The organism is Novosphingobium sp., assembly GCF_039595395.1.
GTDB lineage: Bacteria > Pseudomonadota > Alphaproteobacteria > Sphingomonadales > Sphingomonadaceae > Novosphingobium.
Map to the genome: position 1 here is coordinate 1795015 of NZ_JBCNLP010000001.1, position 21208 is coordinate 1816222.

A 21208-nucleotide genomic window follows, 5' to 3' on the forward strand; every position below is an offset into this window, starting at 1 on the left:
TTTCTGCCGGTACGGCAATATTGTTGTCGACCGAACAGAAGGCTATTGGGCGTATTTAAGAAATTTTGCTCGAGAAGTATGGAAGAGCTATATTCGTAAAAATGAAAGCGGCTGCTGCGATTCTAGTCTTTCCCTGATTATAGTTTCCATATTTGAATGTCACTGGCGGGAAAAAGTTGACATAAAAATAGCACGATGCCCATAGTACAGAGAGTAAACCTAGGTTTGTGGCGATCTTATATATTGAGGGGTCTGGACCAACTGGCTTCAGATAAGAAAAGACAAGCGCCGCCAGTATTAGGCAAGTTTGAATTAATCGGGCGACGATCGAGTGATGTAGTATGCTAAACTCGGGCGTAGATTTTGATACAATGTTATCAATGCTCTCGCAAATCACGGGAAGGTCTCGCATTTCGGCGTGCGCACTCAGTTCTGCCGTGGAAAGGAACGATGTTTTGATATTCAGTGAGATATGGAATTGCCCATAATCACCTGTCTCCACAAGGATTCTTGTTGGATTGCTTGACTCGTATTCAAGAACTTCCTTTAGTTCTTCGAGCGAGACTCCTCTTACGCTCTTGCCATTTTCCCAATTGGCATCAAATTTAACGGGAGAGTTCTTTCTGAATTTTTCTACGGCAAATTTTGTGTTTAGGTCTTTTATTTCATTTTTTTCTAAATTTGCTTCAAGTTGTCCCGCTTCAAGTTTGTATTCTTTTGAAAGAAATTTGGCGTACAGTCCCTTGAATTGTTCAAAACGTGAATTGACGTTGTGAAGAAATTCCTCATCCAGGAATATTGCGCTACGGTATTCTTTTTGCTGCTTGACCAACATAAACCCGCCAATCGAGACTCGTTCTGACTCTCTGGTAGCGATTTTTTTCGGTTGCCGCACCTGCATTAACGAAGTGGGGGTGGGGTTAACGCAATAGCCTCGCGTAGCGCTTCCAAGTCGGTTCATCAGGCAGCGGCAGCACGATCTCTGACCCATCCACGCGAGCGATTTCGATCCGCACCGGCCTGACCTTCCGACGCGCGCGTGACAGGCACATCAGGCACCAAAAGCGTTTTCGGACCTCGGGGAAGTGGTCATTCCAGCCCCGGCGTTCGTAATGCCACCATAGGCCCATAGAGTCGAAGGTGGCGCTATGGCCACACTGGCACACCGGCTTTATCGAATAGTGCAGCGCGGCGGCATCCAACAGATAGGTGGGCTTCATGGCCCGATCAGCATCCCACCGCATGGCGTCACAGCGCCAGCGTGTGCTGCCCCTCGTCCTGGCTGATCTGCTCCGGCGCCGACAGAGCGCGCGCGATGGCGTCGGCCAGTTCCCGCGCAGCATTTTCGCGAAGGTCCGGTTTGGGTGAGGTCAGGCCCACCCGCGCCCAACCGGGGGCGGACAGGAGGGCCTCAGCGATAAGGGGTGAGGTGAGTCGTTCCATCCCGCAAATGGAACATAAGACGAACATCCATTCAAGATTTTTTGCGACGGCCTGCTCTTTTCATTTGAGTATACTATGCAACTAGTATACTGCCATGCTTATGCGATGACGCAGAGAAACGAGGGGTTTCAATGATGTTGCAACAGGCGATCAATCCCACCGGCATTGTCGGTGCGGTGCAGAAATTCTTTGGCGTGATGCCGTTTGTTCCGCGCGGTGCCCTGCTTAGCCGGGAGGCGCGCGACTTCATGGTGGCCAACGAGGAAAGCCCCGTGGTCTATGCCAGCGGGCGCGAAGGCGGTGGCACCTATTTCCTGCTGGCCAACCTCAGGAGGTTTGAACTCTCCGCACGCGATGTCGAGATCATGCCCATGCCGATCTGGGGCGAGGCGGAATGAGCCCCCCGAAGTATCTCGTCTGGTCCAACGAGCATGCTGCTTGGTGGGGGCCTAACCATTGCGGCTATACCCGCTTCATCGCTAACGCTGGCCGATATGACCGTGCAGTCGCATTCCGCATTGCTGGTACGCGCGATGGTGGATGGCATATCCGCAAGGGCAACCCTGATGAGATCGCGATCCCTGAGCAGGACGCCATCGACCAGTATGCGAACATCACGCAGGCGCAGGAGGCAGGGGCGGCATGACCGGCCTGCTGGACCTGATGGGCGCGCCCCCGGCAGTCATTCTGCGCCGCCGCGATACGCAGCCCTTGTGGCGCAACGGGCAGGTGGTCATGGGCAGCGATACCGGGTTCGTGCCTCCGCTCGATGGTGATCTGCGCTGGCTCGCCCATGACAAGCCCCGCACATGGGGGCGCTGGTATCGGTGGGATGCCCGCGAAGGGGCATGGTGCTGCATCGATGAAAGCGACAGCACCGGCATCAATGCGCGGCACGATAGGCCGCCCGTTCAGGCGCTGTCCTGAAAGTATAAAAGTATACTAGCATACGTCCGTGCATGGTGCACGGGCGCCAATCTCCAACATCGAAAGGAATGACCATGGCCGACTTGGCTGGGGATGATCGTCTGCGCCTGCTGATCGAGCGTATCGAGCGCTTGGACGAAGAGAAGAAGGGCATTCAGGACGACATCAAGGACGTGTATCTTGAGGGCAAGGCCTCCGGCTATGACCCGAAGGCGATGCGTCAGGTTGTCCGTATCCGCAAGATGAAGCCCGATGACCGCAAGGAACAGGACGCCATTCTTGAGGTCTACCTCAACGCGCTGGGCATTTCGTGACGCTGGCACCGCGCAAAGGGGATCGGCTAACGCTGATCCCCCAGAGCCGATCTACCGTCCAGTTCGCTGATTTCGAGCGGCGCCAGAAGATTGAACTTGCCAGCTTCATGCTGCCCGTGCGCAGGGTCACCTTCAGGAATCCGACCAGCGGCGGCCAGTCATGATAGGGGAGGGTTGCGTAGAGCGCCTATCGCGCTGGTCGCTTCTCGATTTCCTGTCGATGGTCCACTCTTGCGCCGAAGGGTTGTCCCAAGAGGCTGGCGTAGGTGGTGTGGAGACGGCGGGCCACCTGATTTCGTATCTGGCTGACCATCCGGGGGATATCGAGCCGTTCATGCTTGGCGGCATCTTCGAATTGCCTATGCGGTGGATCGAAGGCGGGCGCCTGACCTATCATGCGAACAATGGTCAGATCATGCACCCCAGCGCGCTCTTGCGGTCGCGCAATCCGGGGACGGAAGTGCAAGAGCAGTAAGATAGCATGCAAGTATACTATCTTACTGCCATACAGTGAATGAGGTGTGACGATGAAGGTGATAGCGATCCTCTCGCAGAAGGGCGGGGTGGGCAAGACGACATTGACCACCTGCTTGGCTGTGGCCGCCGAGGCCGATGGCAAGAAAACCGCCATCCTCGATCTGGACCCGCAGGCCACGGCCAGCTTTTGGAGTGATGAGCGTGAGGCCGAAACGCCCGCTGTTTCCTCGCTTCAGGCGGTGCGCCTGAGCGCGGTCATCAACGCCGCCAAGAGTGCGGGCACCGATCTGGTGATTATCGACGGCGCGGCGGTGGCCCGCGACGTTGCCCAGATGGCGGCGCAGCATGCCGACCTTGTGCTGATCCCGACGCGCGCCGCAGTGTTCGACACCATGAGCATGGTGCACACGCTGGAGGTGGTGAAGCAACTCGGCAAGCCCGCCGCCGTGGTGCTGACGTTCGTCTCGCCGCGCGGTTATGAGCGGGCCGACGCTGAAGCGACCATTGCCGAACTCGGTACAGAGGTCTGCCCGGTGGTCATCGGTGATCGCAAGGCATTCTCCCGCGCGCAGTCCACGGGACTGGCCGCCCAAGAGTATGAGCCCAAGGGCAAGGCGGCGGCGGAAGTCGATGCGCTATACAAGTATACTAGCATACGGCTATACGGCGCGGCGAAGGAGCCGACTCGATGACAAAAAGGCCGGGCAATTCCCTGCAAGCAATCCTCAACCGCGCATCTGCCGAGGTTGTGCCGGTCGATGAGCAACAGGCCGCGCCGCCGCAGCGTGGCCGCCGGGCGGCATCGAGCGCAGCGGCAGTGACTGACCCGGCGCAGGTCACGGCGACCGGGCGCGCGGTGCAGCGGAACCGCGTGGGGATGAAACTGATCGGCGGCCACTTCCCGGCAGAGGTCAGCACACAACTGAAGATCCTTGCCGCCGAGGAAGGCACGACTGTGCAGCAACTGCTCGATGAGGCCATCGCTGACCTGTTGACGAAGAAGGCGGCGCGGAAGGTGGCGCGCTAAGCCCCTCACAGCCCCGTACAGGCGCGGCACCATACAGGGCCGCCCGACCTCACACACACACACTCAGAGCCCCTGACAGGGGCCGGGGCGCGATCCTCGGCCCCTTTTCTGCGCCTCGAAAGATTGCAAGAGTGTGAAATATTATTACGCGAGGGGATCGAGCATCAACCCGAGCATCGCCGTTGCCCCCACGCCTCGCCCTCGCTCTCTTTGGATTGATTTTATGCAGTCCTCCGGGCCGCTATACGCCCCGTACAGCGCCGAAACCGGCGTTTTTGGGGCAAACCTGCCCCCAAACGCTGCCTATGCGGATTTACGCACTAAAATGCACCACAAGGGAACTCGCCGCGCGCGCGACGGTTGAAAGAATGAGCCTCGATTTCCGCCTGTCCCCCTGGACAGCCAAGGAGCCGCGCAAGCGGCTCCGTTCGACGGTGCCTTTGGCGATCCTTCGGGGTGATTGGGGGCCTCTCAGCGGGCACTTTATCGTCCAACGCTCATGAAACAGCCTTAAGCTGTTTCATTCCTTTTATTTAAAGTTCTGTAAGTCCCAGATCAGGTGCATTGTTGTTACCCTGAAACCCAAAAAAAGGGATGCCCATACGCTCGCTGTAAGCCCGCTGGGCGTCGATATCGTCGGGGTGGCGTATCGTGGCCCACTGGTCGGTGGGAATGTCCCCAAACAGCGCCATTTCGCTCCTGACGAAGGCCGCGTCGGCTTCCAGATCCTCACGGCGGCGCTTCTGGGTCAGTCGGCCCGTTGCCGCCGCAAATCCCTTTAGCACCCGTTCGGCCAAGCGCTGACCCTTGTTGGGCACGGGCCCGGAACCCTTCCTATCGGGGTGGCATTCCAACTTGATGCCCATGCGCTTCAGGATCTGGCGCATATGGATCTGAAATTTGGTCGGCAAGCGGCTCAGCTCGAACATGTACGAGCTAGGTGCCTGCTCGTTGCGGTTCCCATCACCGCCCCGGCTGCGCCGCACCCAGTCCAGAAGCTTGTTTTCGCGCAGGATGGCGCAATGGCGGATTGCTGTCAGACGGCAGCATCCTGCGGCGGCTGCGATCTGTTCATATGTGGGGGTGCATTCGCCGGTCTTAAAGTTCGTAAAGCCCAACACCGCGCAGAGCGTATTGATAACGTCCCAGCGCAGCTTGTTCTCCCGGCCCTTTTCCTTCTTCAGATCCTTGATCCATTCGAAGGCAGTCTCGCGAATGGCGGCAATGACGCTCATGCCCTGACCATAGGAGCCATCGCCAAGGCGACGGCCCACTTGCGACCTTTCATCGTTGATATCGAAGCTGCCGCGCCATACGCCCGCGCGCGGCTTTTCCTGCGCGGTCGCGACGGCCATGACGCCGCCCAGCAGATTGCCGAAAGAGGCCGCGCTCATCGTGCGGCCTCCTGTGCGAAGGTCAGCGGCGCTTTAGGTCCACCAGCGATTCGAGACTGGCCAGCCCAACGCAAAGCAGATCGGCCCATTCCTGCGCCAACTGCCGCCGTCGCGGCATATACGCCGCGCGATTGTACCGTGCCTCGACGCCCTGCTGGACGTGCGCAAGCATCAGGTCGATAACCTGCCTGTCCCCGATCTGCCCCATGGTGAGCGATCGCTCGTTCATGATGGTCGAAAACGAGGCGCGCCACCCGTGCGGAACGTGCTTTCCGCCCCAATCGGGCAAGGCGCGATACGCTTGGTTCAGCGAATTGTCCGTGATCGCCCGGTGCGAATGCACCGTGGAAGGAAACAGATACTTGCGCCGCCCGGCGAACAGCTTGGCGGCTTTCACCGTCTCCACGGCCTGCCAAGACAGGGGTATGATGAAGTCGAAGGCTTCCTCCTGGCTCTCGGCCAGCTTCAGCTTCAGCTTTGCGGCCGGAACCCGCCAGATCGGCTCTTGCCCGTCCAAATCCTCGAACTCGTGCGCCTCGGCCAAGCGTATCGTGCCGGGCCGGGCGGCTGTCAGCGCCAGCAAGCGAGATGCCAGCTTGGTCGCCGGGAAGCCCCGCGCCGCCTCGAATGCGATCAGGAACTCCCTCGCTCGCTCGATGGTCAGCAGGGCACGGCGCTTGCGCTTCACCACCGGTTGCAACGCATCGGCCACCGTCTCGGCGGGGTTGTGCTCCACCAGTTCGCAGGCCCGCGCGAAGCGATACACCGCCGAAATCCGTTGCAACAGCCTGAAGGCCGTTTCCGCCGCGCCGCGATCCTGCACCTTGCGCAGCAGCGATGCCAATTCGGCGGTTTTGATTTCCGAAAGATCCTTGCTCCCCAACTTGGGAAACAGATCCGTCTCCATGCTGGCCAGCACGTCGTCCGCGTGCCGGGGCTTCCATTGCGCTTTCTGCACTGAATGCCAGTCGCGCGCGACCTTCTCGAATGACCGAGACAGATCCTGTGCCACGCTGTTCTTCTGCGCCTTCACGCTCAGCATGGCGCCGGGGTCCGATCCCTGCCGCAGCATTTCGCGCGCTTTCGCGCTCATTTCGCGCGCATCGGCCAGCTTCACCGCTGGATACGGGCCGAAGGTCAACACCTTCTCCCGCCCGCCAAATCGATACTTCAACCGCCAGCTTTTGAAGCTGGTTGTGCTCACAAACAAATGAAGTCCATGAGCATCGGCCAGCTTGAACGGCTTCGCGCCGCCCTTTGCTGCCCGACATTCCTTGTCCGTCAACATTCAATACCCCCAAGGGTTTTCCCAAATACCCCCAGAATACCCCCAACGTGTTCGGGAACAGTTGGGAACCGCTGGGAACGGTTGGGAAGGGCGCATAGCCCGAGGCCTTGGAAACTAAAGGGTTTTGGGACCAGTTGGGAACGGTTGGGAAAGGATGTTGGCTGGGGCGGGAGGATTCGAACCTCCGCGTGGCGGTACCAAAAACCGCTGCCTTACCGCTTGGCTACGCCCCAGCATCGCGGCCCCTGTCGGGCCGAGGACGGGCGCTTTGCCGTATTTGGTTTGCCGGGGCAAGAGGGAGGCGGGATTTTTTCGCCCCGCCACCCTCTTATTCCTCCGCCGTCTTCAGGCGGGCACGGTTCCGGCCAGCAGGGCCGGATCAAGCGCCTCGAAATCGCTGGGCGCGTGACGCTCGCGCAAACCGCCGCTCGGCTTGTTGACGAAGCGGCCCCGGCGCGTACCGGGGCGAGCATCGATCTCGGCCACCCAGCGGTTCACATGGGCGTAGTCCTGAGTCGACAGGAAGGTCGCCGCATCGCCATAGGCATCGCCCTGGATCAGCCCGCGGAACCAGCCGAAGGTGGCGATATCGGCAATGGTAAAATCATCGCCCGCCAGGAAGCGGCTTTCGGCCAGACGGCGATCGGCCACGTCGAACAGGCGCTTGGTCTCCATCGCATAGCGGTTGATGGCATATTCGATCTTCTCGGGGGCGTAGAAATAGAAATGCCCGAAGCCGCCGCCGATAAAGGGCGCCGAGCCCATCTGCCACATCAGCCAGTTGAAGGTCTCGGTGCGCGCGGGGCCGCTTGTCGGCAGGAAGGCGCCGAACTTCTCGGCCAGATGCACCAGGATCGAGCCCGATTCGAACACCCGCACCGGCTCGGGGCCGGAGCGGTCCAGCAGGGCGGGGATCTTGGAGTTGGGGTTGATGTCGACAAAGCCGCTGCCGAACTGGTCGCCATCGCCGATGCCGATGAACCATGCATCGTATTCGGCGGCGTGACCGGCCTCGATCAGTTCCTCGAACATGATCGTCGCCTTCTGGCCGTTGGGCGTGCCCAGCGAATAGAGTTGGAAGGGATGCTCGCCGACCGGCAAGTCCTTGTCATGCGTGGCGCCCGCGGTGGGGCGGTTAAGCGCGGCGGCCGAGGCGCCGGGCTTGTTGTCCCATGTCCAGACCTTGGGGGGCATGTAAGTCTCTGTCACCGATGGCACTCCTGATGAGGGGACGCTGTGGGTGAACAGATAAGGCGCCCCGACCGGCCTTGCCAGAGGGGCGCCTTATGCGAATCGATGATAGGTGGCCGCGTTGGGAAAATTCCCGTGCGGCCGCTGGTTTCAGGCCAGCTTTTTCACCCAGCTATGCGTATCGGGAGCCTGCCCGCGCTGGATGGCGACAAGGCGTTCCTTCAGCTTGCCGGTGGTCTGGCCGGGGCCGCCGGTGCCGATGGTGAAGCTGCTGTCGGTGTCCGACACTTTGCCCACCGGCGTGACCACCGCCGCCGTGCCGCAGGCGAAGGTTTCGAGCAGCTTGCCCGAGGCGGCGTCGGCGCGCCACTGGTCGATGCTGTAACGCTCCTCGCGGACGGTCAGGCCTTCCTCGCGGGCGAGGGCCAGGATCGAATCGCGGGTGATGCCCGGCAGGATCGTGCCCGAGAGCGGCGGGGTGAGCAGCGTGCCATCCTCGAAGACGAAATACAGGTTCATGCCGCCCAGTTCCTCGATCCACTTATGCTCGGCGGCATCGAGGAAGACGACCTGATCGTGGCCCAGCGCCATGGCCTCGGCCTGAGGCACGAGGCTGGCGGCATAGTTGCCGCCGCACTTGGCCGCGCCCGTGCCGCCCGGCGCCGCGCGGGTGTACTGGCTGACCCAGATCGACACTGCAGGCGCGCCCGACTTGAAGTAATTGCCGGCGGGCGAGGCGATCACGATGAACTTGTAGTTCTTGGCCGGGCGCACGCCGAGGAACGCCTCGGTGGCGATCATGAAGGGGCGCAGATAGAGCGAGGCGCCATCCTGCTGCGGGATCCAGTCGCGATCGGCCAGCACCAGCGTCTTGATCGCCTCGACGAACAGCTCTTCGGGCAGGGTGGGCATGGCGAGGCGCTTGGCGCTCTCGTTGAAGCGGGCGGCGTTGGCCTCGGGGCGGAACATGGCGATGGCGCCGTCCGCATGGCTGTAGGCCTTGAGGCCCTCGAAGATTTCCTGAGCGTAATGCAGCACGCTGGCCGCCGGATCGAGCGGGATGGGCCCGCGGGGGCCGATGACCGCATCATGCCAGCCCTTGCCTTCGGTCCATTCGATGGTCACCATATGGTCGGTGAAATTGGTGCCGAAACCGGGGTTGGCCAGCACAGCCGCGCGCACATCCGCCGGGGTGGGGGCAGGGTGAGGCAGGGGGGTGATGGTCAGTTCGGCGGCACTCGCCATGATGGATACTCCTTGGGGGACTCGGATGGGTGGTTCTTTGTAGTAAAATTTCACCCAGGGCAAGTCTTGAGACATAAAAATTCGCGAGGCCTCTGGTCTAGCACAGGGCGATCAGGGGGCAAAGCTGGCAGTTTCGCGCAGGAAACAACGACTCAGGGCGGTTGTTTGGAAAATGCGCGAAAGCGCATTTTCAGCGCGGCACCGGCCCTCTCCCCCACCCGGCCACCCATATGATACTGCCGTTGGGTGGCCGGGTGGGGGAGAGGGCCGGTGCTGCACATCCGGCTTGCGCCGGATCTCCAAACAAACCCTTCGCCCAAATGAGAAGGGCTGCGATGGCCCGTCACCATCACAGCCCTTCGCATGGTCAGCGGCCGGGAAGTGCCGCCACGAAGCCTTTATCGCTTAATCGAAACTCAGCGATAATGCTCCGCGATGCGGGTTGCCGACCTCTCTGCTGAACCATGAGACATCGGATCACCTCCTTTCGCGCTGTTGAGCCAAGTTGGCCGCGAGGAGGATCTTGTGGCACGGCACCGACCCAACCCTTGCGACGGGGCCAACCGGCATCGACCGACTGGCCTTGACGCAAGGTGTGACTCCTTTTGCGCTGCACAACAAGACTTGAATTGCGATTTATTGCTGCCAATATGCTGTGCGCTTTGCGGGTCACGCAAGTTATCAACAGGGCTGAGATCAGCGGTTTACCGCAGCTCCGTCGTTACTGGCGGCAGTCCTCGATGGCGCGCGAAACCTCGGGCCAACTGGGCAGATAGAGCGAGGCCACGCCGCTGGCCGTCACCGCAAAACGCCCGCGCGAAAAGCCCATGGCATCCAGCAGCGGATCGCGCGCATTCAACACCGTTTCCAGCCATGCGCCGCGCGGCTGCAGCCACAAGGATCGCGTCTGGCTCGATGTGATGACGCTCATGCTGACATTCTGTGTCGCGCCCGGATTGGGCAGGTCCAGCGAGATGGTGCGGCTGGCAGGCGCGCAGCGCACCACGAAAACACTGTTGCCCGGCTTGCCGTAACGCGCGACCGATTCGGTGCCCTCGCGGCCCCAGTGCCAGGTGCCCGGCGTGATCGGCGCATCGTGCCAGTCGGTGATGCGGGCGGGCGGGGGAGGCGGCGGCGGGGTCGGCGCGGGGGCTACCGGGCGTGGCCGGGGCGCCGGGGCGGGCGGCGGCGGGCTGGCGCAGGCGGCCAGCGTGGCGATCAGCGCGCAGCTCAGGCCATGGCGCAGCAGGCGCCCCATATCCGGCAGGACGGGCGAGCGTTTGGGCGAGGGAGCGCGATTTGCCTTCATGGCCTCCCTATGGAATGAGGGGCCCGGCTCGGCAAGAGTCGAACCCTTCTTTCACCGTCAACAGGTTTCCGCTTGAGCCAGTCTTCTGAAAACAAACCACCTCGTCCCGCCAAGAAGGCCAAGATCCGCGTGGATCAGGCGCTGGTTGACCGCGGGCTGGTCGAGAGCCGCTCGCGCGCTCAGGCGCTGGTGCTGGCCGGGCTGGTGTTTTCCGGTGAGACCAAGATCGCCAAGCCGGGCCAGACGATCCTTGAGGATGCGCCGCTTGAAACGCGCGGGCGCGATCATCCCTGGGTCAGCCGGGGCGGCATCAAGCTGGCCCATGCCATCGATCACTTCGGGCTCGATCCCAGGGGCGTCACCGCGATGGACATCGGCAGTTCGACCGGCGGCTTTACCGATGTGCTGCTGACCAAGGGTGCGGAGCATGTCTTCGCGGTCGATTCGGGGACCAACCAACTGGCGTGGAAGCTGCGTCAGGACCCGCGCGTCACCGTGCTGGAGCAGACCAGCGCCCGTGTGCTGACCCCTGCGCAGATCGACAGAGCCTGCGCCTGGGTGGTGTGCGATGCCAGCTTTATCGGCCTGGCCAAGGTGCTAGATGTGCCGCTCAGGCTGGCTGCGCCCGACTGCCGTCTGGTGGCGCTGATCAAGCCACAGTTCGAGGTGGGCCGCACCGAAGTCGGCAAGGGCGGGGTGGTGCGCGATTCGGCGCTGCATGAGCGTGTCTGCGGCGAAGTGCGCGATTGGGTGGAGGGTCTGGGATTCGTGGTCGACGGCATCGTCGAAAGCCCGATCACCGGCCCGGAAGGCAATGTCGAGTTCCTGATTTCGGCCCATCGCGGGGACGCTTGAGGGCAGAATTTCTACATAGCGGATTTGCCGGAGGCAAGAGGGCTGGGGTAATCATCTCCGAAACGGAATAAGCTGTTGGCGAAGGCTTGCGCGGGCAAGCCACCATGGCATGATGAACGCCTTGTTAAGGATCTCATGCAAAGGTTCTCCCGCCTTATGACCTCGACGATGCCCCAATCCCGGCCCGACTCCAATGCGCGGCCCGCCGACCGGATCTCGCATCGTGGGGGCACTCAGTTCACCGCAACAGAATCCTTTCCCGCCCACGGATCTTTCCGTAATGTCGCCCGCGACGGGCAGGATGCCTATCACCGTTCGAGCAGGGTCTCCTACCGCATGACCGAGATTGCCTCTTCGCGCCAGTTGCTGGCCGGCCTCTTGCGCTGGGTGGTGGTGCTGGTGCCCGCCATGCTGCTGCTCGGCTTCGTTTCCGCTTCGGCAGCGGGCGGCGGGCCTGACAACCCGTGGTTTGCCACGCTGGCCAAGCCCTCGCTCTATCCCTCGCCCAGCACCTTTCCGGTGGTGTGGAGCGTGGCCTATGTGCTGATGGGCGTGGCGCTCTCGATGATCGCCAGCGCGCGCGGTTCGCACGGACGCGGGCTGGCAATCGGTGTCTTCGCCCTGCATCTGCTGGCCAATTTCGCATGGTCGGTGATCTTCTTCGGCCAGCACAACATCGCTCTGGCGCTGGGCGATGTGGTGGTGATGGCCATCACACTGGCCGCCTCGATCTTCCTCTTTGCCCGGCTGCGCCCGGTGGCGGCATGGCTGCTGGCTCCGGTGATGGCCTGGGTGCTGTTCGCCACGCTGCTCAACTGGCAGGTGCTGAGCCTCAACCCCGATGCCCATGACGCCGGTCAGGCCGCCGGGGCTGTGCATGTGACTTTCTGAAGGCTGGCGCCCCGCGCGTCGGGGCGTTAAGGCGTTCCTCAAGCGGACTCGTGCTGGCACGGGTTCGGGAACACCATTTATCCGAACGGACCTGACCCATGCAGAGCGAAAACCCCCTTCTGGCCGATGTCGTCAAGCTGATGAACAGCGCAGCGGGCACGCTGGCCGGCGCCACCCGCGAAGCCCGCGATGGCGCGCGCGAGAAGCTGCGCGAGACCTTCGGCGGTCTGGATTTCGTGAGCCGCGAGGAGTTCGATGCGGTGAAGACCATGGCCGCCCGTGCGCGTGAGGAGGCTGAGGCTTTGAAGGAGCGTGTGGCGGCTCTGGAAGCGGCTTTGGCAGCCAAGTAAGAAGGTTAAGGGGAAGATGCGAGGGCCATCGCCCTCGCGCTCCCTTTACTGTCTGCGTTGCGCATCGGGTTCGGCCTTGGAGCTTAGGTCGCCGCGCCGCAGGCTTTCGAACGAGAAAAGGCGCCGGGGCTTCCTGCCTGCGGCGCCTTTCTGTTGTGCTGATGGAGAGTTGGCACGCTACGATGCGATGCCACTGCCCTTTCGCCGGAAGACGTTCCGGGAGCGCGAGGGTGTAACACCCTCGCATTTTATCTTCTTCCCTTAACCCCTTATCGACGCGGCGGCGGACCGCCAAAGCCGCCCGGCCCGCCGCGACGGCCCGGCATCAGCTTGTCGATCTCGTCGCGCGACAGGGTGCCGTCCTTGTCGGTGTCGGCCTTGTCGAAGCGGGCGTGTTCATAGGCCAGCAGTTCGGGCAGACTCATGCCGGCGTCGTAATCGGTGTTGGCCTTGGCGATCACCACGGCGTTGAGTGGCTCGACAGCGGCGGCGAGGGCATCGTCGCGCTCCCCATCACCCAGAACCGGGCCGATGCTGTCGGGAGTGATCTCGGCAAATTCGCCGCCGCCGTTTTCGGAGAGTGCGGCCGAACCCAGCTTGGCCTGCCAGGCGATGAACTCGCCTTCATCGATCTGGCCGTTATGGTTGGTGTCGATGGCCTTGAAGCGGGCGCGGATGATCGTGTCGCGGCGGGCGGTGACGACCTGATTGAACTCGGCCAGGGTGACGATGCCGTTGTGATCGGCATCGGCGGCGCGGAACATGCTTTCGACGGCCGCGTCGAATTTCTTGAGCGAGATGGGCTTCATGTCGCGGGGGCCGATCGGGCCGGTGGGGGCGGGGGTGTCATCCATCGGCGGCCCGCCGCGGCCTCCCATGCCGCCACCGCCCATGCCTCCCATGCCGCCGCCCATGCCGCCCATTCCACCCATGCCTCCTTGCGCCATGGCCGGGGTGGCGGCGATCAGAGAGGCGGCGATGAGGGCGAGCGGCAGGGCGAGCCTGCGCGAGGGAGAGCGCATCGATAATCCTTATGGTTCTGACCGGTGACGGCCGAGTGGTGCCTTTGCCAAGATTGCTGCCAGATGAACAGGCCGCTTTCGTCGCGCATAAAGCCCGGCTTGACGGATGATTTTGCAACACTGGTGGAGAGGTGCTGCGCTTGGATCGGGAGCCACTGAGGTTGCGCCGGAAGACGTTCCGGGAGCGCGAGGGCCCGGAGCATTCCTCTTGAGGAATGCGACCAATAAAGACGCCGCCCTCGCACCTTCCCTTTATTCCCTAAAACTGATCCGCCACATCCATCAGATGCGCCAGCTTGCGCGGAGCTACCGCACGCCAGCTCCGCTGCAGCCATTCGGCAATGCTGTCCCAATCGGTATCGCCCAGATCGAGGCGGATGCCGATCCAGTTGTCACCGAAATAGGCGGGGCGGAAATAGCGTTCGTCATCCTGCTCGATCAACGCGGCCTGCTCATCGGCGCCGCTGATCTTCACCAGCAGGGCGACATGGCCGTCCGCATGGTGATTGTTGGCAATATAGGCGAATTTCTTGCCCTTGATGATGCCGAAACAGGCCATGCCATGGCTGGTGATTTCGTCAGCCTCGGGCAGGGCAAGGGCGAGTTCGCGCACCTTGCCAGTCAGCCATTCGGGCGACTTTTCGCGCTTCACCCAGGCCGAAAGGCAGCGGGCATAGAGCTGATGCTCGGCAAAGAGCACGCGGGCGGCCAGCGTCTCGGACGTGTCGCCGGGCAGGATCGCCACGCGGGTCTGGCCCAGCACGGGGCCGTCATCCAGCTCGGGCGTCACCAGATGGACGCTGACGCCGCCATGGCTGTCGCCCGCATCGATGGCACGCTGGTGGGTGTGCAGCCCCTTGTAGGCGGGCAGCAGCGAGGGATGGATGTTGAGCATCCGCCCCTCCCACCCGCGCACGAAATCCTCGGTGAGGATGCGCATATAACCGGCCAGCGCAACATATTCGGCACCCGCCTCGCGAATGGCGGCATCCATCGCCCCATCATGTTCGGCGCGCGTCATGCCCTTGTGAGGCAGGGCGAAGGTGGGGATACCCTCGGCGGCGGCCAGCGCCAGTCCGCCTGCCTGCGGATTGTTGCTGGCCACCAGCACGATCTCATAAGGGCAGTCCTCCGCGCGGCTGGCATAGAGCAGCGCGGCCATATTGGTGCCCGATCCCGACAGCAGCACCGCGACTCTGGCTTTGGGAGCCGCGGGCTGGCGGATGACATCAGGCATTATGGGTGGCGGTCCAGGGCGCGCGGGCCGACCAAACTTCGTTGTCGCCGAAGACGGTGCAGCCGCGCTGACCGGCCTCGATGGCGCCGATGGTGAAGACGGTTTCGCCAGCAGCTGTCAGGTCGGCGGCCAGAGCCTCGGCTTCGTCGGCGGCCACGGCCAGAACCATCCCCACGCCGCAGTTGAAGGTGCGGGCCATTTCCTCAGGCTCGATGTTGCCCTGGGCCTGCAGGAAAGCCATCAGGCGGCTCTGCTCCCACGCACCGGCGTCGATGCGGGCATGCAGGTGAGCGGGCAGCACGCGGGGCACGTTCTCCAGCAACCCGCCGCCGGTGATGTGGGCGAGGGCATGGATACGGCCCGAACGGATGAAGGGCAGCAGGGTCTTCACATAGATGCGAGTCGGCTCGATCAGATAGTCGATCAGCAGGCGGTCGGCATCGAAGAGGGCGGGGCGGTCGAGCTTCCAGCCCTTGTCGGCGGCCAGACGGCGCACCAGCGAATAACCGTTGGAATGCACCCCCGAAGAGGCCAGACCCAGCAGCACATCGCCCTCGGCCACGCGGTCGCCGGTGAGCTGCTCGCCGCGCTCGACGGCGCCGACGCAGAAGCCGGCCAGATCGTAGTCGCCAGCGGCATACATGCCCGGCATCTCGGCGGTTTCGCCGCCGATCAGCGCGCAGCCCGCGATCTTGCAGCCCTCGGCAATGCCCGCGACGACGCGCTCGGCGACGCCGTTCTCCAGCTTGCCGGTGGCGAAATAGTCGAGGAAGAACAGGGGCTCGGCGCCCTGCACGATCAGATCGTTGACGCACATGGCGACCAGATCCTCACCGATGCGGTCATGCCGGTCATGGTCGATGGCCAGCTTGACCTTGGTGCCCACGCCATCATTGCCCGCCACCAGCAGCGGGTCCTTGTAGCCCGCCGCCTTCAGGTCAAAGAAGCCGCCGAAGCCGCCCAGATCGGCATCAGCGCCGGGGCGCGCGGTCGATTTGGCCAGCGGGCCAATGGCCTTCACCAGCGCATTGCCGGCGGCGATCGACACGCCGGAATGTTCGTAGGTGTAGCTGGTGGGCGTCTTGTTGTCGTCGGTCATGGCGGCTTCTCGGCTTTCGGCGAAACGGCGCGCAAGTGGCGCCGAATTTTGAGTAGTGAACAGCTTTCGAGCGCCGCCTAGCGCTTTCCGGCTTGGATTTCCATGGGGGTTACGCCAATAGGCTCACAGCTTTTGACGATTGAAGGCCTGATGCAGACCCTTTTGCCCCGAGAAGCCCTGCTCGAACCGCTGCGCCGTATGGTGCGGGCGCGTCCGCGTGCGGTGCTGGCCGGGGTCGGCGCGCTGGCGCTGGCAGGCGGAATCGCGGCTTTTGGTTCGGCCCGGCTGATCGCCCAGATCGAGGGTGATCGTGGCATCGCCCCGGTGATCACCACCGGCGATATCGAGATCAACGGCATTCAGGTCGATGTGCAGGGCAAGACCGCTGCGGAAGCGCGTCAGGCCGGTTGGCATGACGCCTACAAGCAGGCCTGGGCCAAGGCGGGCGGGCCCGAGATGGGCGCCGATGCCATCGGCAATCTGGTCTCCGCCGTGGTGGTGGAGAGCGAGCAGCTTGGCCCCCATCGCTATCGCGCGACTCTGGGCATCGTCTTCGATCGCGGCAAGGCCAGCGGTTTTCTCGCCGGGCATGGGCCTACGGGCGGCCTGCGCTCGGCGCCGATGCTGGTGATGCCGGTGCTGTACTCCGGCGGCGTCGCGCAGGTCTATGAGGTACGCGGCGTCTGGCAAAAGGCTTGGGCCGAGTTCCACACCGGGGCCAGCGCCATCGATTATGTGCGCCCGCAGGGTTCCGGCAGCGATTCGCTGCTGATCACTGCGGGGCAGCCGGGGCGCCGCAGCCGCATCTGGTGGCGCGCCCTGCTCGACCGTTTCGGCGCCAGCAATGTGCTGATCCCCGAGGCCCGGCTGGAGCGGCAATGGCCCGGCGGCCCGGTGAAGGGCACGTTTACCGCCCGCCTCGGCCCCGACAACACGCTGATCGACAGCTTCACGCTGACCGCGCCTGACGAAGGGCAGGTGCCCGCCATGCTCGCCCAGGCGGTGCTGCGCTTTGACCAGATCTTCACGCAGGCGATGACCAGTGGGCAGCTCAAATCCGACCCGACGCTGAGCGTCGATCATCCCACGATCGATCCGGGTCTGGCCCAGTTGATTCGCACTGGCGAGGCCGCCGCAGCCGAACAGGCCGCCGCCCGCGCCCGTGCCGAGGCCGATGCGCTGGCCGGGCAGGCTCAGCCCACCCCGGCACCCACGCCCGAGGCCAAACCCGCCGCGAGCAGCAGCGCCTTGTCCGTGCAATTCGCCTCGCCCGATGCGGCGGCGGTGGATCAGGCGCTGGGCGGGGTGCGTGAGACGAAAGGCGTCGAAGGCGCCGCAACCACCAGCATCGCCATCGGCGGCACGTCGGTGATGCGGGTGACCTTCGGCGGAACGGCGGCCGAACTGGCCGCAGCGCTGCGTTCGCGCGGCTGGCAGGTGACCGTGGCGGGCAATACGCTGCGCATCCACCGCTAAAGAGATCAACAGGTTACATCTATGCCCGCACAAATTGCTCTTCCGCTCGATATGCCGGGCCGTGATACGCCGTCGCGTATCGTGGTGGGCAACGCCAATCTCGGCGCCATCGAAGCCTGCCAGCAGACCGAGGGCTGGCCGTTTCGCACCGCGATCCTGTTCGGCCCGGCCCGCAGCGGCAAGAGCCTGCTGGCGCGCTGGTTTGCCGAAAGTGGCGCGGGCGAGGCGGTGGACGATGCCGACCGCATGGATGAGACCGCGCTGTTCCACCGCTGGAACCGGGCTCAGGAAAGCGCCACCCCGCTGCTGCTGACCGCCACCACGCCTGCTGATGGCCGCGCCTGGGAGGTCAGCCTGCCCGATCTGGGCACGCGGCTGCGCGCCGCGCTACGCCTCGACATCACCGCGCCTGACGATGCGATGATGGAAGAGCTGATCGCCCTGCATGCCGAGGCGCGCGCTCTCTCGCTCTCTCCGGACGGCTGCCATTACCTTGCAAGCCGCAGCGAGCGGTCCCATCTGGGCGCCGAGACGCTGGTCGCCACCGTCGACAGGCTGAGTCTGGAGCGCAAGATGGCGCCCGGCCTGTCGATCTGGCGCGAGGCCGTGGAGGAGGTGTCGGGGTCGGCTGGTCCTGCCTGAAGGGCGGGTGCTTGTGCCGGGCGCGGCGGCATGGGATAAGTGGGCATGATCCGGCGTCTGTTGGCCTATATCGATTCCGTGGTGGCGCGCGACCCGGCGCCGCGCTCACGCTGGGAAGTGCTGCTCTATCCCGGCTTCTGGGCGCTGGCCTTTCATCGCGTGGCGCATCGGTTCTTCACCGCGCGGCTGTTCTTTCTGGCGCGGGCGATCAACCATTTCGCCCGTTTCCTGACCGCCATCGACATTCACCCCGGCGCCACCATCGGGCGGCACCTGTTCATCGACCATGGCTTTACCGTGATCGGTGAGACCAGCCTGATCGGCGATACGGTCACCATCTATCAATGCGTGACGCTGGGCGGCACCAATCCGGCCAATGGTGTGGGCGGCAAGCGCCATCCCACTCTGGAGGATGGCTGCATCATCGGCTCGGGCGCGCAGATTTTGGGGCCGATCACCGTGGGGCGCCGCGCCCGCGTCGGCGCCAATGCCGTCGTCACCGAGGATGTGCCCGAGGGCGCCACGATGGTCGGCGTGAAGGCGCGCTCGACTCTGGTGGCGGCGGAGACGTGGTCGCGCGATTTCATCCCCTATGGCACGCCTTGCCGCGAGCCTTGCTCGGATGCGGAGCCCTCGATCAGTCGGATCGAGGCGCTGGAGGATGAGCTGGCAGCGCTGCGTGCCCAGATCGCGGCGCTGACCGCCGTGCATTCGCCCGACACGCCGCGCGACGGGACCAAGGGCTAAGTGGCGGAGCCGGGCAGTTCCTCCGGGCCGGGTGGCAAGGCTGGCGTTGCATCGGGCCTGACCGGCCCGACCGTTGTGCCTTTTCCGCGCCCGGCGCAGCAGGTCGGCTTCGACCGGCTGGAGCTGACGCGCATTCTCGACCTTTACGGGCGGATGGTCGCGGCGGGGCTGTGGCGCGACTATGCGATGAATTTCGACAAGGATGCCGCCAGCTTCAGCGCCTTTCAGCGCACGGCGGAGCGCCCTCAGGCCCGCATCGAGAAATGCCCGGCCCTGCGGGGCCGACAGGGCATGTGGACCCTGTTCGGCGAAAGCGGACAGGTGCTCAAGCGCGGGCATGAGCTGGCGGGCGTGCTCAGCCCCATCGAGCGGCGGCTGGTGAAGGCGGTCGAAAGCTAGGCCGCCTTTTTCGCTCCATGCGGCAGATGGGCGGTGAGCCCCACCGGCAGGCGGGCCAGCAAGGCGCCGCGAATCGCACCCCAGAAGGCGGAAAGACCCAGCAGCGCGCAGCCGATGATGAGCGCGGTGATCGCCACGCTCTGTTCGACATGGCCTGCCTTGTCGAACAACCGGGCCAGGGCGATCAGCACATAGGCCAGCGCCGAGACCAGCAGCGCCCGCCGGTCCACCGCCAGAGCGACAAAGCCGAAAGCGACATAGAGGGCGATCACCCCGCAGGCGGTGGCGGTGGTGATGCTGTCGCCGCTGGTCACGCCCATCCAGTAGAACAGTGGATGGGCGATCAGCGGGGCGGCCAGCAGATGCAGCCAGAAAGCGATATCGGCCTTCAGGCTGGTGCGGGCCGGATCGGCCATGTCCCAGCGCATGGCAAAGGCGAAGACACCCAGACCGCAGACCAGCGCGGCAGGGGCGATGATGGCATTGCTTTCCAGCACCATGCCCGTGGCTGCGGCCACGCCCGAGAGGATCAGCAGCACCAGCGCGGCCACGGCGGCGGCCACGGTGATTGCCACATGGAAACGCCGCCAATGGCCCAGCGCGCCAAGCCCGGCGATGAGCGCTGCGGAAGCCCCGATCAGCGCGGTCTGCCAAGGGTAGAGTTCCTGCGTGACGTAATGCTGGGGCTTGTTCTCGTAATCGAGGTAATTGTGGATGATCTCATGCGGGGTGAGGGCGCCATGCACCATCGTGCCCGTGAACACACCCAGTCCGATCACGAAGGACAGCAGCAGCACGATCGAGGGCAGCGCCATGCGCCGCCGCCGCGTGAACATCTCGGCCATGCCCCAGCTTGCGATCGCCACCAGCAGCCCGCCGAAGGACCGGCCCGCCGTCGCGGCGGCGAAGATCACCAGGGTGCAGGCGATGGTGACGAAAATATCGTTGAAGCCGGTGACCAGCCGCACCTGCTCGTCATCCGCCGTGGAGGTCTCGCCGCGCGTGGCCGCGATATGGCTGCGCAGCGCGTCGAGCGTTTGCGGCGTGAGGATGCCCGCCTTGACGGCGCCGGCCAGTTCGCTTTCCGAATACATATCTGCCTCCGATGATCGGGAGGGTGTCTTATCCGAGTGCTACAGTCAAGCTGCCGGTGCTTCGGCGCCCAACTGCTCCAGCGCGGGGATCAGGGCGTCGAAATGCTCGATCACCGCATCGGCGCCCAGCGTGTCGACCGGCACCTCGGAAAAGCCGAAGGTCACCGCCACCACCGGCAGGCCCGCCGCCGCCGCCGCGCCCGTGTCGTAATGGGTGTCGCCCACATAGGCCGCGCGCGGGTTGGTCAGGCCCGAGCGCTCGATCATCAGATGCAGCAGATCGGGCGCGGGCTTGGCACGGCCGGGCCCCAGTGTGTCGCCGCCGATGATGGTGTAGAAATGATGGGTGAGGCCCAGCTCCTCCAGCAGCTTGACCGCCAGACGCTCCAGCTTGTTGGTGACCAGCGCCAGCTTCACGCCGCGCGCCGCGAGGCCTTCCAGCATGGCCTCCATGCCGGGATAGGGGCGGGTATGGACCGAGATATGCTCTTCGTAATAGGTGATGAGCTGGGGCAGCAGCGTGTCGACCTGGGCGTCGGGCAGCGGGCCTCCCGTGAAGGCCAGCGCCCGTTCCAGCATCATGCGCGTGCCGCCGCCAACGAAGCCGCGCGCTTCCGCGCGCGAGGCGGGCGTCCGCCCGGCTTGCACCAGCGCATGGTTGAGCGCATCGGCCAGATCGGGGGCGCTGTCGAGCAGCGTCCCGTCAAGGTCGAAACCCACGAGGTCGAAGGGAAAGGCGGACTGCTGCAAAGCATTGGGGGAAAATGCGGTCATCACCCCG

At 63.9% G+C, this 21208-nt stretch carries 27 protein-coding genes and 1 tRNA gene; 14 read left to right on the forward strand and 14 right to left on the reverse strand.

Going from position 1 to position 21208, the window contains the following annotated elements:
* Positions 1–55: 55 nt before the first annotated feature.
* The 3 genes from ABDW49_RS08425 to ABDW49_RS08435 form a co-directional block, all read right to left on the reverse strand.
* Positions 56–835 (reverse strand): hypothetical protein, encoded by a 780-nt coding sequence (locus tag ABDW49_RS08425; RefSeq protein WP_343611144.1) that lies wholly within the window; start codon positions 833–835, stop codon positions 56–58.
* Between the two features lie 85 nt (positions 836–920).
* Complete coding sequence (locus ABDW49_RS08430; protein WP_343611146.1) at positions 921–1220, reverse strand: hypothetical protein; 300 nt, start codon at positions 1218–1220, stop codon at positions 921–923.
* Positions 1221–1248: 28 nt separating this feature from the next.
* Positions 1249–1443: a DUF6771 family protein gene (locus ABDW49_RS08435; protein WP_343611148.1), complete on the reverse strand. Its 195-nt coding sequence runs from the start codon at positions 1441–1443 to the stop codon at positions 1249–1251.
* 131 nt (positions 1444–1574) lie between these two features.
* On the opposite strand from ABDW49_RS08435, the gene ABDW49_RS08440 reads away from it, so the two are divergent.
* From ABDW49_RS08440 to ABDW49_RS08470, 7 genes are all read left to right on the forward strand, one after another.
* On the forward strand, positions 1575–1841 hold the full coding sequence (locus ABDW49_RS08440) for a hypothetical protein (protein WP_343611150.1): 267 nt from the start codon (positions 1575–1577) through the stop codon (positions 1839–1841).
* A complete protein-coding gene (locus ABDW49_RS08445; protein WP_343611152.1) occupies positions 1838–2089 on the forward strand; it encodes a hypothetical protein in 252 nt (83 codons plus the stop codon). Before ABDW49_RS08440 ends, ABDW49_RS08445 begins: the two co-directional genes overlap by 4 nt.
* A complete protein-coding gene (locus tag ABDW49_RS08450) occupies positions 2086–2370 on the forward strand; it encodes a hypothetical protein (protein ID WP_343611154.1) in 285 nt (94 codons plus the stop codon). The genes ABDW49_RS08445 and ABDW49_RS08450 overlap by 4 nt, the downstream gene beginning before the upstream one ends.
* Before the next feature lie 74 nt (positions 2371–2444).
* The gene (locus tag ABDW49_RS08455; RefSeq protein ID WP_343611156.1) at positions 2445–2684 is read left to right on the forward strand and encodes a DUF2312 domain-containing protein; all 240 of its coding nucleotides are present in this window, start codon (positions 2445–2447) and stop codon (positions 2682–2684) included.
* Between the two features lie 271 nt (positions 2685–2955).
* Positions 2956–3159, forward strand: a complete 204-nt coding sequence (locus ABDW49_RS08460) for a hypothetical protein (protein ID WP_343611158.1) — start codon at positions 2956–2958, stop codon at positions 3157–3159.
* Positions 3160–3211: 52 nt separating this feature from the next.
* On the forward strand, positions 3212–3853 hold the full coding sequence (locus ABDW49_RS08465; RefSeq protein ID WP_343611160.1) for an AAA family ATPase: 642 nt from the start codon (positions 3212–3214) through the stop codon (positions 3851–3853).
* Entirely contained in the window at positions 3850–4188 is a 339-nt protein-coding gene (locus ABDW49_RS08470; protein ID WP_343611162.1) for a ribbon-helix-helix domain-containing protein, read from the forward strand. Before ABDW49_RS08465 ends, ABDW49_RS08470 begins: the two co-directional genes overlap by 4 nt.
* 533 nt (positions 4189–4721) lie before the next feature.
* On the opposite strand, the gene ABDW49_RS08475 is transcribed toward ABDW49_RS08470, so the two are convergent.
* The 6 genes from ABDW49_RS08475 to ABDW49_RS08500 form a co-directional block, all read right to left on the reverse strand.
* Positions 4722–5582, reverse strand: a complete 861-nt coding sequence (locus ABDW49_RS08475; protein WP_343611164.1) for a hypothetical protein — start codon at positions 5580–5582, stop codon at positions 4722–4724.
* 22 nt (positions 5583–5604) lie between these two features.
* The gene (locus ABDW49_RS08480; protein ID WP_343611166.1) at positions 5605–6870 is read right to left on the reverse strand and encodes an integrase arm-type DNA-binding domain-containing protein; all 1266 of its coding nucleotides are present in this window, start codon (positions 6868–6870) and stop codon (positions 5605–5607) included.
* 158 nt (positions 6871–7028) lie between these two features.
* A tRNA-Gln gene (locus ABDW49_RS08485) sits at positions 7029–7103 on the reverse strand.
* Between the two features lie 112 nt (positions 7104–7215).
* On the reverse strand, positions 7216–8079 hold the full coding sequence (yghU, locus tag ABDW49_RS08490; protein WP_343611168.1) for a glutathione-dependent disulfide-bond oxidoreductase: 864 nt from the start codon (positions 8077–8079) through the stop codon (positions 7216–7218).
* A 132-nt stretch (positions 8080–8211) separates the two neighbouring features.
* Positions 8212–9306, reverse strand: a complete 1095-nt coding sequence (locus ABDW49_RS08495) for a branched-chain amino acid aminotransferase (RefSeq protein WP_343611169.1) — start codon at positions 9304–9306, stop codon at positions 8212–8214.
* Between the two features lie 721 nt (positions 9307–10027).
* A complete protein-coding gene (locus ABDW49_RS08500) occupies positions 10028–10615 on the reverse strand; it encodes a hypothetical protein (protein WP_343611170.1) in 588 nt (195 codons plus the stop codon).
* 72 nt (positions 10616–10687) lie between these two features.
* Between ABDW49_RS08500 and ABDW49_RS08505 the strand changes: the two genes are divergently transcribed.
* The 3 genes from ABDW49_RS08505 to ABDW49_RS08515 all read left to right on the forward strand — a co-directional run bounded on the left by ABDW49_RS08505 (position 10688) and on the right by ABDW49_RS08515 (position 12711).
* Positions 10688–11470, forward strand: a complete 783-nt coding sequence (locus ABDW49_RS08505; RefSeq protein ID WP_343611171.1) for a TlyA family RNA methyltransferase — start codon at positions 10688–10690, stop codon at positions 11468–11470.
* A gap of 336 nt (positions 11471–11806) precedes the next feature.
* On the forward strand, positions 11807–12361 hold the full coding sequence (locus ABDW49_RS08510; RefSeq protein ID WP_343611172.1) for a TspO/MBR family protein: 555 nt from the start codon (positions 11807–11809) through the stop codon (positions 12359–12361).
* A 98-nt stretch (positions 12362–12459) separates the two neighbouring features.
* Positions 12460–12711 carry an accessory factor UbiK family protein gene (locus ABDW49_RS08515; RefSeq protein WP_068081407.1) on the forward strand — a complete coding sequence of 84 codons (252 nt, stop codon included), beginning with the start codon at positions 12460–12462 and terminating at the stop codon, positions 12709–12711.
* A gap of 269 nt (positions 12712–12980) precedes the next feature.
* On the opposite strand, the gene ABDW49_RS08520 is transcribed toward ABDW49_RS08515, so the two are convergent.
* The 3 genes from ABDW49_RS08520 to purM form a co-directional block, all read right to left on the reverse strand.
* The gene (locus ABDW49_RS08520) at positions 12981–13733 is read right to left on the reverse strand and encodes an EF-hand domain-containing protein (protein WP_343611174.1); all 753 of its coding nucleotides are present in this window, start codon (positions 13731–13733) and stop codon (positions 12981–12983) included.
* A 259-nt stretch (positions 13734–13992) separates the two neighbouring features.
* Positions 13993–14970, reverse strand: a complete 978-nt coding sequence (gene purN / locus ABDW49_RS08525; RefSeq protein WP_343611175.1) for a phosphoribosylglycinamide formyltransferase — start codon at positions 14968–14970, stop codon at positions 13993–13995.
* Positions 14963–16069 carry a phosphoribosylformylglycinamidine cyclo-ligase gene (purM, locus tag ABDW49_RS08530; protein WP_343611177.1) on the reverse strand — a complete coding sequence of 369 codons (1107 nt, stop codon included), beginning with the start codon at positions 16067–16069 and terminating at the stop codon, positions 14963–14965. The genes purN and purM overlap by 8 nt, the downstream gene beginning before the upstream one ends.
* Positions 16070–16219: 150 nt before the next feature.
* On the opposite strand from purM, the gene ABDW49_RS08535 reads away from it, so the two are divergent.
* Genes ABDW49_RS08535 through ABDW49_RS08550 form a run of 4 tightly spaced genes read left to right on the forward strand, consistent with a single transcriptional unit; the run spans position 16220 to position 19333 of the window.
* Positions 16220–17545, forward strand: coding sequence for a heavy-metal-associated domain-containing protein (locus tag ABDW49_RS08535; RefSeq protein ID WP_343611178.1), 1326 nt, complete (start codon positions 16220–16222; stop codon positions 17543–17545).
* Between the two features lie 21 nt (positions 17546–17566).
* A complete protein-coding gene (locus tag ABDW49_RS08540; protein WP_343611180.1) occupies positions 17567–18187 on the forward strand; it encodes an ATPase in 621 nt (206 codons plus the stop codon).
* A 45-nt stretch (positions 18188–18232) separates the two neighbouring features.
* Positions 18233–18934, forward strand: a complete 702-nt coding sequence (gene epsC / locus ABDW49_RS08545; RefSeq protein WP_343611182.1) for a serine O-acetyltransferase EpsC — start codon at positions 18233–18235, stop codon at positions 18932–18934.
* 57 nt (positions 18935–18991) lie between these two features.
* A complete protein-coding gene (locus tag ABDW49_RS08550) occupies positions 18992–19333 on the forward strand; it encodes a DUF2794 domain-containing protein (protein WP_343614207.1) in 342 nt (113 codons plus the stop codon).
* On the opposite strand, the gene ABDW49_RS08555 is transcribed toward ABDW49_RS08550, so the two are convergent.
* Together ABDW49_RS08555 and gph are read right to left on the reverse strand one after the other, a co-directional pair.
* Entirely contained in the window at positions 19330–20427 is a 1098-nt protein-coding gene (locus ABDW49_RS08555; RefSeq protein WP_343611184.1) for a hypothetical protein, read from the reverse strand. The two genes, ABDW49_RS08550 and ABDW49_RS08555, sit on opposite strands and share 4 nt — an antisense overlap.
* Before the next feature lie 45 nt (positions 20428–20472).
* A complete protein-coding gene (gph, locus tag ABDW49_RS08560) occupies positions 20473–21201 on the reverse strand; it encodes a phosphoglycolate phosphatase (RefSeq protein WP_343611186.1) in 729 nt (242 codons plus the stop codon).
* Positions 21202–21208 lie beyond the last annotated feature (7 nt).